This is a genomic window from Paenibacillus stellifer (genome assembly GCF_000758685.1).
Taxonomy (GTDB): domain Bacteria; phylum Bacillota; class Bacilli; order Paenibacillales; family Paenibacillaceae; genus Paenibacillus_AQ; species Paenibacillus_AQ stellifer.
In genome coordinates, this window is record NZ_CP009286.1 from 441,760 (window position 1) to 458,514 (window position 16,755).

12 protein-coding genes and 1 riboswitch are annotated in these 16,755 nt (G+C 57.0%); of the genes, 5 read left to right on the forward strand and 7 right to left on the reverse strand.

Features of this window, described 5'->3' with window-relative positions; genetic code table 11:
* Nucleotides 1–188: 188 nt before the first annotated feature.
* From PSTEL_RS02155 to PSTEL_RS02170, 4 genes are all read left to right on the forward strand, one after another.
* Nucleotides 189–1,853: a sensor histidine kinase gene (locus PSTEL_RS02155; RefSeq protein ID WP_038699974.1), complete on the forward strand. Its 1,665-nt coding sequence runs from the start codon at nucleotides 189–191 to the stop codon at nucleotides 1,851–1,853.
* 1 nt (nucleotide 1,854) lies between these two features.
* Entirely contained in the window at nucleotides 1,855–2,583 is a 729-nt protein-coding gene (locus PSTEL_RS02160; protein ID WP_038693168.1) for a LytR/AlgR family response regulator transcription factor, read from the forward strand.
* Between the two features lie 126 nt (nucleotides 2,584–2,709).
* A complete protein-coding gene (locus PSTEL_RS02165) occupies nucleotides 2,710–3,948 on the forward strand; it encodes an L-lactate MFS transporter (protein WP_038693170.1) in 1,239 nt (412 codons plus the stop codon).
* Nucleotides 3,949–4,349: 401 nt separating this feature from the next.
* Nucleotides 4,350–5,159 (forward strand): alpha/beta fold hydrolase, encoded by an 810-nt coding sequence (locus tag PSTEL_RS02170; protein ID WP_038693171.1) that lies wholly within the window; start codon nucleotides 4,350–4,352, stop codon nucleotides 5,157–5,159.
* 138 nt (nucleotides 5,160–5,297) lie between these two features.
* On the opposite strand, the gene odhB is transcribed toward PSTEL_RS02170, so the two are convergent.
* Nucleotides 5,298–6,611, reverse strand: coding sequence for a 2-oxoglutarate dehydrogenase complex dihydrolipoyllysine-residue succinyltransferase (gene odhB, locus PSTEL_RS02175; protein WP_038693174.1), 1,314 nt, complete (start codon nucleotides 6,609–6,611; stop codon nucleotides 5,298–5,300).
* Between the two features lie 186 nt (nucleotides 6,612–6,797).
* Nucleotides 6,798–9,686, reverse strand: coding sequence for a 2-oxoglutarate dehydrogenase E1 component (locus PSTEL_RS02180; protein ID WP_038693175.1), 2,889 nt, complete (start codon nucleotides 9,684–9,686; stop codon nucleotides 6,798–6,800).
* A gap of 530 nt (nucleotides 9,687–10,216) precedes the next feature.
* Nucleotides 10,217–10,347, forward strand: a riboswitch (cyclic di-GMP riboswitch).
* 25 nt (nucleotides 10,348–10,372) lie between these two features.
* On the opposite strand from PSTEL_RS02180, the gene PSTEL_RS26645 reads away from it, so the two are divergent.
* Nucleotides 10,373–10,525 (forward strand): anti-repressor SinI family protein, encoded by a 153-nt coding sequence (locus tag PSTEL_RS26645; RefSeq protein WP_084064597.1) that lies wholly within the window; start codon nucleotides 10,373–10,375, stop codon nucleotides 10,523–10,525.
* Between the two features lie 99 nt (nucleotides 10,526–10,624).
* Here PSTEL_RS26645 and PSTEL_RS02185 read toward each other — a convergent pair whose 3' ends face one another.
* From PSTEL_RS02185 to PSTEL_RS02205, 5 genes are all read right to left on the reverse strand, one after another.
* On the reverse strand, nucleotides 10,625–10,963 hold the full coding sequence (locus PSTEL_RS02185; protein ID WP_038693177.1) for a helix-turn-helix domain-containing protein: 339 nt from the start codon (nucleotides 10,961–10,963) through the stop codon (nucleotides 10,625–10,627).
* 215 nt (nucleotides 10,964–11,178) lie between these two features.
* Complete coding sequence (locus tag PSTEL_RS02190) at nucleotides 11,179–12,153, reverse strand: aldo/keto reductase (protein ID WP_038693178.1); 975 nt, start codon at nucleotides 12,151–12,153, stop codon at nucleotides 11,179–11,181.
* Between the two features lie 263 nt (nucleotides 12,154–12,416).
* Nucleotides 12,417–12,986, reverse strand: a complete 570-nt coding sequence (locus PSTEL_RS02195) for a PadR family transcriptional regulator (protein WP_038693180.1) — start codon at nucleotides 12,984–12,986, stop codon at nucleotides 12,417–12,419.
* Between the two features lie 5 nt (nucleotides 12,987–12,991).
* Nucleotides 12,992–14,527 carry an MDR family MFS transporter gene (locus PSTEL_RS02200; protein ID WP_038693182.1) on the reverse strand — a complete coding sequence of 512 codons (1,536 nt, stop codon included), beginning with the start codon at nucleotides 14,525–14,527 and terminating at the stop codon, nucleotides 12,992–12,994.
* Nucleotides 14,528–14,744: 217 nt separating this feature from the next.
* Nucleotides 14,745–16,583, reverse strand: coding sequence for an HD-GYP domain-containing protein (locus PSTEL_RS02205; protein WP_038693185.1), 1,839 nt, complete (start codon nucleotides 16,581–16,583; stop codon nucleotides 14,745–14,747).
* Nucleotides 16,584–16,755 lie beyond the last annotated feature (172 nt).

Here is a 16,755-nt window from a genome sequence, read left to right on the forward strand (position 1 = left end):
CGGCTCACTGGCCTACTACTACAAGGCATCGCTCTCGAATCGCACCTTTAATCTGCATCTGTAGTCAGACGCCCTGGCCATAACCGGCCGGGGCGTTTTTTCATGGAGGAGGCGGCGGACGATAGTTGGACAAACAGGGGGGCGAGGCCTATAATGACCGATATCTATGGATATGGGGGCTTGTTACGATGTCTTACGCAATTACGATCCTGCTGCAGCTGCTCGAACGGGCGGCGCTGCTCCTGATGACCCTGTTCGTGCTGACCCGGATTCCGAGGTTCAAGGAGATTTTTCAGAAGGGGGCCTACGCGCCGCCCGAGCTGTTCATCGGCACTGTCATCTTCAGCCTGTTCGCGATCTTCAGCACGTACAGCGGGATCAAGGTGGATGGCTCGCTGGTGAATGTCCGCATTGTGGCGATCATGGCCGGGGGCATTTTGTTCGGCCCGTGGGTAGGCATGATCACCGGGCTGATCTCCGGCGTTCACCGGTTCCTGATCGATATCGGCGGTGTAACCTCGGTTCCCTGTCTCATTACGAGCGTTACTGCGGGGATTGTCTCGGGGATCATTCACCGCCGGGTTCCGGCCGGGCGCCGCTGGAAGGTGGGTATTCTGGCCGGGATGGGCTGCGAGGCGCTCACGATGCTGCTGATTATCGCAATGGCGCATCCGATGTCGCTGGGAATCGATATTGTCTCCAAGATCGCTTTTCCGATGATCGTCAGCCAGGTCAGCGTCGGACTGATCGTCATGCTCGTGCAGAGCGTTGAAGGCGAGAAGGAACGGATTGCTGCCCGGCAGTCCAAGCTCGCGCTGGATATCGCCAACAAGACCCTCCCTTATTTTCGCAGCATCAATCCCGAGTCCCTGCGCCGGATCTGCACAATCATCAAGGAGGATATCGGAGCCGATGCGGTTGCAATCACCGATACGAGATGGATTCGCGCTTATGTCGGCGTCGGGGAGGAATATTATACGGAGAAGAACGAGATTATCAGTGACGAGACGAAACAGACGCTGTCAAGCGGGGAAATCACGATCCGCAACAATGACACGGATTACAATCATCAGCATATCCGTTCTCTTATCATCATTCCGCTGAAGGAGAAGGGCGAGGTTACCGGCGCGCTCAAAATTTATTACACCAAAGCCCACAAAATCACTTATTCCCTGCAGGCAATGGCCATCGGCCTCTCGCAGATTATTTCCACGCTGATGGAGGTTTCGCGGGTGGAGGATATCAAGGAGATGGCGAACAAGGCGGAGCTGAAGGCGCTGCAGACGCGGATCAATCCGCATTTTCTGTTCAACGCCCTGAATGCGATCGCCTCCTCGATCCGGATCGACCCGGACAAGGCAAGGGAACTGATTGTGAACCTGTCGGGCTATATGCGCTACAACCTGGAGCTGACGGACGACTTCATTGATATCCGCAAGGAGCTTCAGCAGGTCCGCTATTATGTCGAGATTGAAAAGGCGCGCTTCGGCAAACGCCTCAACGTTATATACGACATTGACGACGAAGCGGATGTCCGGATTCCGAGCCTGATTATCCAGCCGCTGGTCGAGAACGCGATCGTGCACGGGATTCTTAAAGAGCGGGGAGCGGGTACAGTCACAATTTCCGTCAAGGACCGGGGGGAGAGCGTGGAGATCGGCATAGCCGACACCGGTGTCGGCATCAGCGAAGAGACCATTCAGAAGGTATATACCGGCGATATGCCGGAGAATAAGATCGGCCTGTTCAACGTGCACCAGCGGGTGAAGCTGATCTATGGCGAGGGACTGCGCATCACGAGAGCGGAGAAGGGTACTATCATTACCTTTACGGTGAAAAAGGAGCATCGATGACATGAGAGCCATCATTGTCGAAGACGAAGAACTGGCAAGACAGGAGCTGGCCTATCTGATCCGGGCGAACAGCGGGATCGAGATCGTTGCCGAGTTCGAGGATGGGCTGGATGCGCTGAAATATGTGCAGGCCAATGAAGTAGATGTGCTGTTTCTCGATATTAATATCCCGTCGGTGGACGGCGTGCTGCTGGCCCAGAATATTAGCAAGTTCACGGTGAAACCCTATATTGTATTCATCACCGCATACAAGGAGCATGCCGCCGAAGCGTTCGAAATCGAGGCGTTTGATTACATCCTGAAGCCGTACAATGAGACGCGGATCAAGGGAATGCTGGCGAAGCTGGAGACGGCGGCCTCGGCCCGGCATGCGGGAGCGAAGGAAGGGCGAAGCCCGGTCAGCAACAAGGTCAATCTGTGGGAAAATGAGAAGATCATCGTCGTCGACGCCGATGACATCTATTACGCCTCGGCGCAGGAGAAGACGACCAGCGTGTTCACGCGCAGCCACGAATATTCGATGGGCGTCAGCATCAGCGAGTTTCACGGCAGACTGCCGCAGGACCGCTTCTTCCGCTGCCATCGCTCCTTCATCGTGAACCTCTCGAAGATCAAGGAGATTATCCCGTGGTTCAACAATACGTACCTGCTTCGGCTGCGCGATCTGGACTTTGAAGTGCCGGTAAGCCGCAGCAAGGTGAAGGAATTCAGGCAGCTCATGAGGCTGTAGAGGCACTTCATTCCGTCTTTTCGTCATTTCATTCCGTATTTGAGCCGTTCATTCCGCCGCTGATCTACAATAAAGAAGCAATAGAGCGCTCATGATATGAAATGATAGCGAAAGAAGGGACCGGCCATGTCGGCAGATCAAAAAAGCAATCGCTTTCTTATTGTACTCGGAACCATACTGACGCAGATGGGTCTTGGCACGATTTATACCTGGAGCCTGTTCAACCAGCCTCTTGTTACGAAATTCGGATGGCAGCTGAGCTCCGTCTCGATTACGTTCTCCATTACCAGTTTCGCGCTGGCTTTTGCGACACTGTTCGCCGGCCGGCTGCAGGATCGCATCGGCATCCGCAAGCTTACTGCGGCAGCGGGCATCGTGCTCGGTCTTGGCCTGATGCTGAGCTCCCAGGCGAGCTCGCTTCCGATGTTCTACCTGCTCGCAGGCCTCATTGTCGGGTATGCCGACGGTACAGCTTATATTACCTCCTTGTCCAACCTGATCAAATGGTTCCCGCGCCGCAAAGGCCTCATCTCGGGCGTTTCGGTCGGCGCTTACGGAACGGGAAGCCTGGTCTTCAAATATATTAACGGCAGCTTGATCAGCTCGGTGGGCGTATCCGCCGCCTTCCTCTACTGGGGACTGATCGTGATGGCCATGGTTATAGTCGGTTCGTTGCTGATCCGGGAAGCCGCCGTGTCTCCGGTAGAGAAGAGCGCCACCGTGCAGCAACCGACGGAGAACAGAGATTACACCGTCCGCGAAATGCTGCGCACGAAGCAGGCATATCTGCTGTTCGTCATCTTCTTCACCGCCTGCATGAGCGGACTATATCTGATCGGCATCGTGAAGGATATCGGCGTGAAGCTTGCCGGACTTGACGTGCAGACTGCCGCGAACGCCGTGGCGATGATCGCCATCTTCAATACGGCCGGACGCCTGGTCCTGGGCGCACTGTCCGATAAGATGAGCCGCCTCAAGCTGGTCGGCTGCACACTCGCCGTAACGGCGGCTGCAGCGCTGACTCTCAGCTATGCGGAACTGAACTTCGGTCTCTTCTTCGCCTGTGTGGCTGCCATCGCCTTCTGCTTCGGCGGCAACATTACCGTCTTCCCGGCGATCGTCAGTGACTTCTTCGGGCTGAAGAACCATAACAAGAACTACGGCATCATTTACCAGGGCTTCGGCATCGGCGCACTGTCCGGCTCGTTCGTTGCGGCCTTTCTCGGAGGCTTCCAGCCAACCTTTGTTACCATCGGGGCGCTGTGCCTGCTCTCCAGTCTGATTGCCCTGACCCTGAAATCGCCGACGGCGTCCCGCCGGGAGCCCAAAGCAGGCAAACAGGCGCTCCAGCCGCGCCGCGCATAACAGCTTCTAAGCTTGCCTGCGCATTCCAATCCACGGAAGCTTCAGCTTGAAGGCTTCGGCCTTTTGCAAGCTGACTTCATAGATAAAACCAAATAGATATAGACAAATATGTCGGCTAAACAAAAAAGTTGCTCATCGGACCCTTGGGGGACGAGAGCAGCTTTTTTGCGTGGAAGAGACAACTTGGGGCAGGCATGGCTTCGGGCATTCGTACGGGCGGGAACTCTCATTAAACTCTAATGAAGGGTAAATTGAAATATCCGCCTTACAAGAACGAACCTGCACGGTAGAGAGGCTTTCTGCTAAGATAAGGAGAGTGTCCTCCGCTGCCATCGGGATGGACTAACCGCAACGCCGACGCGGGAAGGGCAGCGGGATTCAGTGCCGAGGAGGAGATAGAGATGCCATACTGCCGGACAGGCAAGGCCGAGCTGTATTATGAGGAGAAAGGCGAGGGCAAACCGATCGTTCTGATTCACGGTTATACTCCTGACCACAGGCTGATGAGCGGGTGCATGGAGCCTGTATTCCGGGAACGGACCGGCTGGAGACGGTTGTATCTGGATCTGCCGGGAATGGGGAAGAGCAGAGGATACTCGGACATCCAGAATTCCGATGAGATGCTGGAGGCCGTGCTGGACTTTCTGGACGTCATGCTGCCCGGAGAGAGCTTCGCTCTGGCTGGCGAGTCCTACGGCGGCTATATCGCAAGAGGCATCATCGCGAAGAGACCGGAACGGGTGGACGGAATGGCCTTGATCTGTCCGATGATCGTACCGGAGAAGCGGGACCGAACTCTTCCTCCGCACACCATCATTCGGCAGGATGCCGGCCTTGCCGAGAGACTGACGCCGGAAGAGCTTGCGGACTTCGCTTCGATGGGCGTCGTGCTCGATCCCTATACCTGGAACCGGTATAAAGAAGAGATTGTGCCGGGCTGTCTGCTGGCCGACGAGCCCTTTCTGGCCAAGATTAAAGCCCGCTACGCCTTTTCCTTCCCGGTCGATCGGGAGGAATTCCGCAAGCCGGGAATTCTCCTGGCAGGCAAGCAGGATGCCGTTACCGGCTACGAGGATGCCTTCAGCATCCTGAAGATGTACCCCCGGACAACCTTCGCCGTCCTGGACCGTGCCGGACATAATCTGCAGATCGAGCAGCCCCGGCTGTTCGAGGCTTTGATCATGGAATGGCTGGATCGGGTGGAGGAATAGGCTGAACAGTAAACGATGGATTTATTCTTATTTGCTTATACACGAATTTAACCTACGCAAACAAGCGGAACCTCGCTGGCGGCAAGCCGGCGGGGTTCCGCTTGTTCTTTATGGAGGAGACCCTGTATCGTCGCCGTCTTAGCCTTCCAGCAGCAGCGCCTCCGGGTCTTCCAGCAGTTCCTTGACTTTGACAAGGAAGCTGACTGCCTCCGAGCCGTCCACGATCCGGTGATCGTAGGAGAGGGCGATATACATCATCGGTCGGTTGACTGTCGTCTCTTCATCGAGCGCGATCGGACGAAGCTGAATCTTGTGCATGCCCAGTATGCCGACTTGCGGCGCGTTCAGAATCGGCGTCGACATCAGGGAGCCGAATACGCCGCCATTGGTAATGGTGAATGTGCCGCCCTGGAGATCGGACAGCGCGAGCGTGTTGGCCCGGGCCTTCGACGCCAGATCGGCGATTCTGCGCTCGATCTCCGGGAAGCTCAGCCGGTCGGCGTCCCGCACAACCGGAACGACGAGGCCTTCCTTGGCCGATACGGCGATGCCGATGTCGTAAAATTTCTTGATGAGCAGATCCTCGCCGTCAATCTCGGCGTTCAGCAGCGGGTAGGCCTTGAGCGCGCCCACAACCGCCTTGGTGAAGAAGGACATGAAGCCGAGGCCGATGTCATGCTTCTCCTTGAAGGCATCCTTCCGGCGCTTGCGGATGTCGAGAATGGCTGTCATGTCCACCTCGTTGAAGGTGGTCAGCATCGCCGCCGTCTGCTGCGCTTCGACCAGGCGGCTCGCGATCGTCAGCCGCCGGCGCGACATGCGCTTGCGCTCGACTTCCTTGCCCTCCGCCTTCGGCGCGGAGGGCGGGGGCGTCACGGCCGGCGCGCTCTGCGCAGCCGCCGTTGCCGGTGCCGGCGCGGCGGCCGGGGCCGCGCCGTGGGTGTCCACATCGGCCCGGCCAATCCGGCCGATGGGATCGCGCGCGCCGACCTCGCCGAGGTCGATGCCTCGCTCGCGCGCGAGCTTGCGCGCACCCGGCGTAGCCAGGTACGCGGAACCGCCGGCGGCCTGGGCCTCCTGGGCCGCCGCCGCGGCTGTCGCTCCGCCAGGCTGTGCCGGCGGAGCTTCGGGGGCCGGAGCGGCCTTCGCCGGCTCCGGCAGCTTCGGCGCATCGGCGCTCTGGCCGCCAGCCGCCGCCTGTCCGGCGGCTCCGGCTCCGGCTTCGCCGATGATGCCGATGGCTTCGCCGACGGCGACGTTCTCGCCCGCCTGGCGCAGAATTTGGGCGATCACGCCGCTCTCTTCGGCGCTGATCTCCAGATTGACCTTATCCGTCTCAAGCTCAGCCAGAACATCTCCCTGACCGACGGAATCTCCTTCCTTGACCAGCCATTTATAGATCGTACCTTCAGTAATCGATTCGCCCAGATCGGGCACTTTGATTTCAGACACAGGCCGCTACCTCCCCAAAATTTATTGCGCTGCTAGGACACCGCCCCTAGACGGGACGGCACAACCGCTTTGGCTTGACATGGAAGAAAGGTTCAAGCTGGGCGCTATTCAAGTAGTGATCTCTTCATTGTGACAGGCGGGAGTCCCTAGCGAAGGGCCGGGCTGCCCGCCGATCCACGGCCGCTGTCAGGAACGGGCCGAGGTATTAAAGACGCGGACCGGTTCTTCGTTCTTCCGGTTCCAGGTCAGAGCTTCGCCAACAATTCTCCGCTGCTCGAAGCTGTGGACGTCGGCGTATCCGCTGGCAGGGCTGGAGCGCTCCGGCCGGCCGGCGTACCGGACCGGCACTCCCTTCGGTGCGATAGCCCGCAGCCGGGGCTCCGCGTAGCTCCAGGCGCCCATGTTCTTCGGCTCTTCCTGCACCCAGACGATGTCCTCGAGAGAGCCGAAGGTATCCAGATAGGCGGCAAGCTCCCGTTCCGGGAACGGGTAGAGCTGCTCCAGCCGCAGAATATGCAGCCATGACCAGTCTTTGTCCGGGCCGGCTTCAAGCTCGGCCTGCAGATCGATGGCAACTTTGCCGGTGCAGACCAGGAGCCGCTTGATTCCGCCCGGCTTCTGTCCGAGCAGCGGGTCCGGAAGCACCGCTTCGAAGCGTCCGGAAGCAAGCTCCGCGCCGGGCGAAGCGCTGCGCGCGTTGCGGATCAGGCTCTTCGGCGTCATGATGACGAGCGGTCTTGCGTCCGGCTGGCCGCACAGCGCGGCCTGGCGGCGGAGCAGGTGGAAATACTGCGCTGCGCTGGTGAGGTTCGCGACAGTCCAGTTCTCCTCGGCCGACAGCTGCAGATAACGCTCCAGGCGGCCGCTGGAGTGCTCCGGCCCCTGGCCTTCATAGCCGTGGGGCAGCAGAATCGTCAGGCTGCTGCGCTGGGTCCATTTGGCCCGGCCCGCCGAAATGAACTGGTCGAAGATGACCTGCGCCGCATTCGCGAAGTCGCCGTACTGCGCTTCCCAGATGACGAACGTCTCGGGAGCGAATACGTTATATCCGTATTCGTAGCCCAGCACCGAGGCCTCCGACAGCGGGCTGTTGTAGACGCCGAAGCTGGCCTTGGCGTCCTCCAGCTGGTGCAGCGGAGCGAAGACTTTGCCCGTCTCGCTGTCATGCAGAACCAGATGGCGCTGGGAGAATGTGCCGCGCTGGGCGTCCTGTCCGCTCAGCCGGATCGGCGTTCCGTCCTGGAGGATGGTTGCGAAGGCGAGCGTCTCGGCCAGTGCCCAGTCCACCTTCTCCCCGTCGTTCAGGAGTGACCCGCGCCGCTGCAAAATGCGCTGCAGCTTCGGATACACTTTGAAGCCCGCAGGAACTTCCAGCAGCTTGCGGTTGATGAATTGCAGGCGTTCCAACGGAACGGCAGTCACGGCAGCCGAGGCAGGATGAATGTCAGCCGACACGGCCACAGCGTTCTTGACTTCGCCGCTCTCTTTGTTTGCTTTCATCTTCTCATAGGCTTGCTGAAGCACCTTCTCCGCTTCGGCCTCCATGGCTTCCGCTTCCCCGCGCGTCACGAGCTTCTCCTGCTCAAGACGTTCGGCGTAGATCCGGGAGACGGTCGGATGATTTTTGACCTTGGCGTACTTCAGCGGCTGCGTCATCTCAGGATCGTCCATTTCATTATGTCCGTGTCTGCGGTAGCCGACAAGGTCAATCAGGAAATCCTTCTTGAATTGGCTGCGGTAGGCGCTGGCCAGCCGGACAGCGGCGATGCAGGCATCCGAATCGTCGGCGTTGACATGCACGATCGGAATTTCGTAGCCTTTGGCCAGATCGCTGGCATAGCGGGTGGAGCGGGAGTCTTCACTCTCGGTGGTGAACCCGATGCGGTTGTTCACGATAATATGGATCGTGCCCCCGTTCAGGTAGCCGTTCAGCTTGCTGATGTTCAGTGTCTCGGCGACGATTCCCTCGCCGGGGAATGCGGCGTCGCCGTGCATGAGCACAGCCAGTGCGCGGTTCGTATTCAGAACCGGCAGCCCCGTGCCGCTGCGATCTTCCTGCGCAGCCCGGGCGAAGCCTTCGACGACCGGATTGACGAACTCCAGATGGCTCGGGTTGTTGGCCAGCGTCAGCCGGGTGCGTACGGTCTCGCCTTCATGGAAGGCGTGGTCGGCTCCAAGATGATATTTCACATCGCCGGTCCAGCCGTAATTGATGCCCATCGAGCCCTCGGAAGGGAAGAGCTCCTTGTTCGGAGAGTGGTGGAACTCCGAGAAAATAATATCGTAAGGTTTGCCCAAAATATGGGCAAGCACGTTGAGGCGTCCCCGGTGGGCCATGCCCATCAAAATATTCTCCGCACCGTCATGCGCGGCTGCCCGGACGATTTCATCCAGCATCGGAACCAGAATGTCATTGCCTTCGAGGCTGAAGCGTTTCTGGCCGACGAAGGTTTTATGGAGGAAGGTTTCGAAATGCTCCACTTCGATCAGGCGTTTCAGCAGCGCCTTCCGCTCCGGATCGGTCAGCGGAGCCGGCGAACTGGAGGATTCGGCCTGGCTGTTCAGCCAGCGGAGCTCCTGCTCGTCGTGGACATGTCCGAATTCATAGGCAATCGTTCTTGTATAGGCCTGGCGCATCCGGTGATAGGCATCCCAGCCGGTCTGCACCCCGGTTGGCGCGTTCTCCCAGATCAGGGAGGCCGGCAGGGCGAGCAGATCAGCTTGCGTCAGCCCGTATGTCTCGGGATCGAGCCATTTTGCCATGGAATCCCCGCTCTTCTCCAGCGGATCTATATCGGCGGCCAAGTGGCCAAAGATGCGGATATTGGCGATCAGCTTGGAAGCGCGGACCGCCTTGCGGAGCCAATCGGCATCGCCGGAGAGAACGGGGGCCGGGGCGGGGGCTTCTTCGGTTGTCAGCGGAGGGGGGCCGTATATCGTAAAAAGCTCCCGGTAGTGGGCCTCCACGGAGGAAGGGTCTTCGCTGAACTGTTCGTATTTTTCCTGGATGTAGCCTAGGTTGGGGCCGCAATACTTGCTCCAAACAGATTCATTGTAGGACTCTTTGGCTGACATGAGACATCCTCCTAACGGATAAACTCCAGGCAGTGCCCCAGCGGGCGTAACCGGAGCTGCAATGATTACGTTTACATTCTATAGTATAGTTACACGATTTTAAACGTATTGCCACATTCTATTGTGCAACTTTAGGTCAGGGTAATCAATTCAACCTTTCGTCCAATCCGTTCGAAAAAAGGCATCATTGCGCAGGCTTCATTTCGGCGGCCCAAAGGATCGGGGGAGACGCGCAATCGGCGGTCGGGACCATAAACCTATATAAATCCTTCCAGTAATCCACTAGAATTTGATTAGTGGGACGAAGATGTGGGTATTAGTAGTTTATAGTTCCTAACGACTAGAGGGTTTTACATAAATATTGGAATTTAGTTCACTGCCAGTCGCCGTTGCAGGCACTCAATTTTAGGTTTCAGCCGCGCATTGAATGTATTGTCATTTTTTTGACACACTTTTAGGCGAACATCTTGTATAATATCTTTGCAAGCTTATCGCTTAACACAACATCATAAGATCCTTGAATGCAAGGATCCAGCAAAAGGTAAACCTGTTGAAAAGCAGGGGCACAAAGTCTCGGGTCTAAGGTTATTAAGGGAAACAGACGGGGGGAAGAAGCTTCCGTGCGTGTTATCCTCGTAACTATGACGGCTGGACTGCCTGGGGACAAAATCTTAGGAGGAGATTTTTTGAACAAGTCCAACCAGGGGAATAACGGAGAACTGCAGACGGTCGCTTTGGATATGGAATGGGTGCAGCTGATGCTCGCCGCCAAGAAGCAGGGGATTCACGCGGATGAGATCCGGCGGTTCTTGGGCGACAAGACACTCAAAGCCATGTGAACCAAATAAGAATGAGTGTTTCTAAAGGATAACGAAAGAGGACATGACGGCGCGGCGTCATGTCCTCTCTATGTAAATACGCAATATTTCGGATCCCGGTCACTGGTTCTTCTGTTCAATCCGCCATTTCTGGTAATCCAGAAATTCCTTGAACTCCCTCTTGCTGACCCCTGAAGCCATAGCTTCCTGAACCAGCTTGAACCAGTCGGAGTCGAGCGGTTCTTCCTCGGCGAGCTCTCCGTACAGAAGAATGTGGACGGAGACATCCAGAGCCTCTGCAATTTTCTCGATGAACTGGATGGAGGGGTTGGATTGAATATTGCGTTCGACATTGCTTAAGTATGATTTAGCCACATCCGCCCTGCCGGCAAGCTCGGATAAAGATAATCCCTTCTCCTGGCGAAGCTGTTGAATGTGCTGTCCAATATTGTCCGGCACGGTAAATAATGCTCCCTCCTTGTTTTTTGGTATAAGTATAGCAAAGGTCCGCCCAAAAGGAAAACTAGCTTTTACCATTTATGAGCTTAACAGGGAAGTTTATTTAACGGCAGCCAGGCTGCGGCTCTGAAAATAATCATATCGCCGGAGTAGCCCTCCGGCGCGGCTGCCGGAATCGGACCCAAGGCGCCGGAACGGGCGAGTAACCCAGCTTGTTACGGCAGGCGGGTGCCTCTTGCGCTGATATACAGGTCGTACCATTCCTTGCGCGTCAGCTCCAGCTTGTCCGCTCCTTCGCAGGCTTTAATCCGCTGCGGGTTCACCGTGCCGATAACCGGCTGGATCGCGGCCGGATGCGACATCAGCCAGGCGAGCACGACCGCTTCGGGTGTCGTTCCTTTATCTTCCGCCAGCGAGCGAACCATGGCGGCAGTGCGGATCACATGCTCGGGTTGTCCGTCAAGCGGACGGCCGGTGTATTTGCCCTGGGCGAGCGGCCCCCAGGCCTGAAGCTGGATCTTCTCCAGACGGCAGTGCTCGATCGTTCCGTCCGGCATGCCATGCTCTCTCCAGGCCGGACGGTTCACGCTGACCATGGAATCGAGCCAGAACGTCTTCTCCAGATTCATTTCGAGCTGATTGATAATCAGGGGCTCATCGGAGTAAGCCTGAAGCAGCCGGATCTGCGATCCGCTCATATTGGATACCCCGAAGTGCCGGACCTTGCCGGACTCCTTGAGCAGCCGCAGCGCTTCTCCAACCTCCTCGGGGTCCATAAACGGATCGGGGCGGTGCAGCAGCAGAATGTCGAGATACGGGGTGCCCAGCCGGGACAGAATGCCGTCGACGCTGCTCAGGATATGCTCACGGGAAAGATCGAATGTGTTGGAGCTCTCTCCCGGCTCTTGCAGCTTAATGCCGCATTTGGACTGGATAATCAGCTTATCGCGCAGCTCCGGGCGCTCCTTCAGCACGGTTCCGAAGACAAGCTCGGCCTTTCCCCGCGTGTAAATGTCCGCCAGGTCAAACATGTTGATGCCGATGGAGAGCGCGGCTTCGACGGCCATATGCCCTTCCCGGATTTGCTCCGCCGTGACCGGCTCCCGGTCCCAGCCTCCGCCAAGTCCCATGCAGCCCTGAACGATACGCCCAGCGGGAATGCCGCGGACATTAAGTGGTAACGTTTTCAATCCATTCCCTCCTTCATCGAATCTCATCTTACTGCTACAGCCATTGTACCGCATCAGAACCAGGTATGTTATTTCCGGCACCCGATGAACGGTGACTGAAGCCTTCTTTCGAACTTTCTCGATGTTCCTTCCATAGCGAAAAAAAAGCCGAATGCGCATGATCAAGGGACTCGTCCCTTAATAAACGCATTCGGCTTGTGGATAAACGAGATCCGGCCTGTGGTTACACAGGACTTGCTGGTTATCAGCATTCGTTCAGCGCTTCATTCCTCTTCCCTATCAAGCGGACCGCCCTGGACGCCAAGCTTGTGGTCCAGCGCATCGGCATAGAGCCGTTTGAGCCATTTCAGCTCCGTCAGGGTGTGTTCATAACGTCCATACATCAAGTGCAGAACAGCCCGGGAGACGATCCCGATATGCTCTTCATAGACCTGATAGGCCAGATTGACTTCATGCTCGGCCTCCCGGATGCGCTCCTCCAGCAGCTTCGCAATTTTGTCCGGATCAGCATGTCTGGAGAAGGCAAGCGCGATATACATCGGGTGGTAGACCGCGTCGTTCTTGCGGAACTGCTGAAGCAGCAGCTGCTCAAACAGCGCTCGCCCGGATTCGGTAATCCGGTATATCGTCTTCTCAGGCCGGTCGCGGCTCTGGATAACCTCCACCTGCTCGATCTGTCCGTTCTTGGACAACTGGTCAACGGCATAGTAGAGGGAGCCCATCTGCAGCTTCGCAATCTTGTTGATGGACCGGTCCTTCAGGACAACCATCATCTCGTAAGGATGCATGTCCCGCTCCAGCAGCAGACCGAGAATCGCCAGCTTGATCGACATGGCGTCTATTCTCTGCCGGGTGCCGGGCGGGCAGCTCCACGGTGGACGAGAAGGCGGTCTTTAGGCATCAGAACTACCGTCACCAGCGCCAGCACCGCAGGGGCGAGCGCCCACATAAAGGTATGGGCGATGGAAGACGAGAGCGCGGCCGATATTTTCTCCAGCACCGGAGCCGGAATCTTCGCCCGGGCTTCCGGTGTCAGCGCGGAGCGCGAGTCGCCGAAGGAAGCCGCTTGGGCGCTTCCCCCGAATGCATCAGACAGCGAGTTCGAGAATAAATTGCGCTGAATGATGCCGAAGATGGTGATGCCGAGCGTCATGCCGAGCGAACGCAGGAAGGTGCTGGTCGAGGTCGCGGAGCCGCGCTGGCGCATGTCGAAATGATGCACGGAGGACATATTCAGGACAGAGAATGAGAAGCCGACGCCAAATCCGGTGACGGCCATGAAGACGTTGACCAGCAGCCGCGCCGTATCCGGCGTTAGCGTGGTCAGCATGGCAACGCCCGCCACGAAGAAGACGGCCGACAACAGCATGATGTTGCGGAAGCTAGTGCGCGACGTAAGCTGGCCGCCGAGCTGGGCGCCCACCACGGAGCCGATCATCATCGGCATCAGGATAAGGCCCGAATTCGTTGCGGAGCCCCCGAACACGCCCTGCACGAAGATCGGCAAATACACGGTCGCCACGATAAAGGCCGAGCCGTAGAAGAATGCGGCCAGAGCGCTTGTCGCGAACAGCCGGTTCTTGAACATGGAGAAGGTGATTACCGGCTCCGCTGCGCGGCGCTCGATCAGCAGGAAGGCGATCAGCAGAACGGCGAAGCCTGCGAACAGGCCGAGAATTTCAGGAGAATTCCAGGCATACAGCTTGCCGCCGATTGTCTGGCCGCCGAGCTCCAGGCCGAACATGAGGCAGACGATCGAGCCCACCAGCGTGAAGGCGCCGCCCCAGTCGATGCGCTGCTTGGAATGAATGACAGACTCTTTATACGACATGGCGATCAGGATGAAGGAGATGACGCCAAGCGGCAGATTAATGTAGAACACCCACTGCCAGCCGATATAATCGGTGATATAGGCGCCGAGCAGCGGACCGAGCACGCTCGAAATGCCGAAGACCGCGCCGAACAAGCCGGTCATCTTGCCGCGTTTCTCCGGCGGGAAAATGTCAAAGATAATAGTGAACGAGATCGGCATCAGCGCGCCGCCGCCGACCCCTTGAATGGCGCGGTAAATGCTGAGCTGTGTAATGCTGCCTGCGGTTCCGCACAGGGCCGAGCCGATCAGGAACAGCACCAGTCCCAGCATGAAGAAGCGCTTGCGGCCGTACATATCCGAGAGCTTGCCGAAAATCGGCGTGCCCGCCATGACCATAACCATGTAGGCGGAGGTGACCCAGACGATTTTGTCCAGACCTCCGAGGTCGGCGACAATCGTACCCATTGCAGCGGCGACGATTGTGTTGTCCATCGCGGACATCAGAATCCCGAGAAGCAGGCCGACCACGACGAGCTTCATGTTGCTTTCCTTCGAATGCATGTTTGGTAAACTCCTTTTTTTGGTGAATTGTGAACCTAATTATATTCAAATTTGAATAGGGAAGCAACCTCTTTTTCATGAAATTTTTCATAGTAAGAGCATATGTGTACACACCAAAAAACCCGCCGAACCCGGCGGGGCTATGAAAGCCGCAGATAGATGAAACGCTAAAGAGGGATGTGCTGGAACCGGAATGCGGTGTGCTAAGATGGCTTGGCTAAATGGCGGCCTCCGCGAGACGGAGCTGCCGGCTCTCGATATAGCGGATAAAGAGCTCGGTAAGCTCCGGATCGAACTGCGTTCCCGCACAGGCCCGCAGCTCCACGATCGCTTCCTCCACAGATTTGGTCGGCTGGTAGGGCCGCTCGGTCGTCATGGCGTCGAAGGAATCGATGACCGTCAGCATCCGGCACAATCTTGGAATCTGCTCGCCCTTGAAGCCGTGCGGATAGCCCTTGCCGTCATATCTTTCGTGATGAAGCTCGATGTAGGGCGCCAGTTCTTTATATTTAACGTTGGTCGAGGCCATTTCCTTGCCCCAGGTAACATGCCATTTGACCATTTCCCATTCCTCGGCGGACAGCTTCTCCTTCTTGTTCAGAATGCCCCAAGGGATTTCCAGCTTGCCGATATCGTGGATCAGCGCGCCAAGCGTGAATTGGCGTTTCGTGGAATTATCCAGCTCCAGCAGCTCGCTCATGTCCATTGCATAGCGGAATACCCGTTTGGAATGCTTGAACGTCTCCAGATCCTTGTACATGAACAGGCGCAGCTGCTGCTCGATGTCCCGGACATCCTGGCTGAAGTCGATTTCCCGCTCAAGCGTCGACTGGCGGCCGTAAATATGGACCATGTTCTTGCCCTGCTTCTTGGCATAGTAGAGAGCCTGGTCGGCCTCCTCCACCAGCTGCGATTTATCGTGGATGTCAAGGCGGAAGCCCGCAATGCCTGCTGAGAAGGAGAGACAGCCTTGCGGAAAAATCTCGGCTCCTTCAAAGGGAGAATTATTGAGCGTCCTGCGCAGACGTTCGAGGAAGCTGTAGGCCTCCGCCGTATCGAGTCCGGGCATCAGCAGCGTGAATTCCTCCCCGCCGTACCGGGAGACGAGCATATCTTCACCGCCGCATTCCCGGGTCAGGAGATCCGCCAGGAACACGATCAGGCCGTCGCCTTTTAAATGGCCGAAATGATCGTTGTATTTCTTGAAATCGTCGATGTCGATCATGGCGAGCGAGAGGGAAGCGCCGGAGTTGCAGGCTTTACGGATCTCCTCTTCAAGGGCCAGCTCGAAATAGCTGTGATTGAATAGTCCGGTGCGCGGATCACGGTTCGCCCGCTCTTCGATATCCCGGTACATCGCGAACATCCGCTTGAACGAATAGGACATCATAATGCTGATGCAGAGGAAAAGGCCGAGGCCGAATAATTGATTGTGGTACAGCAGGATGGTCAGCACCAGCGCAAGCACCAGCGTACAGAGATAGGCGAGAACCGTGTCCTTCAGCATGCCTTTCAGCGTGTCGTACAGATTCTCGTTAAAGGTCAAATAATAATAGAAAGCAATCAACAGTGTGTTCAGCGCAAAATACATCGCCATGGCTGCGGCATAGGCGGGCAGGTGGCCCTCCAACAGCGGTCCCTGTTCGCCCCCCAGCGCTCTGTAAATATAGGCGGCGGAAGTGATCATAATCGAATAGACCGCGAAATTGTTCACATGTCTCCACCACGCCAATCCCCGATCGATGAAGAAGATGGCGATTGCAGAAATCAGCAGGACGGTGAGGCTGAAGGAGGCCCCGAATACGAACAGGCAGGCGAGATACACGGAGGAGTCCAGGGATAAGCCGTTTCCCTGCGGGGGAAGCTGGAAGGTGAACACAATCAGGGATACGGCTGCGCCTGACAGGGCAAGCGCCCATATCCAGGCCGGGAAGCTGTAAGCCACGAACACGCCCTGATTGTACACGGCAAAAAGGGACACACCCGTTATGCACAGCAGCAGCCTGTACAGATAGCTCAAATTCAATTTGGAGACGGGTGCTTGTCCTTTATCCATGAACGTCTCTCCTCCCTGCGGACTCATACTAAGTGTTCATTTATTTTAAGGGATTTGGGATTATTTTCATAGAGTCAACCGCACAAATGAGAGCCCAAAGACCCTTTGGACGGACTTTGTTTTTTATTTTGCCATTCAGCATTTACATACCCCATGGGGGTATGCTATATTG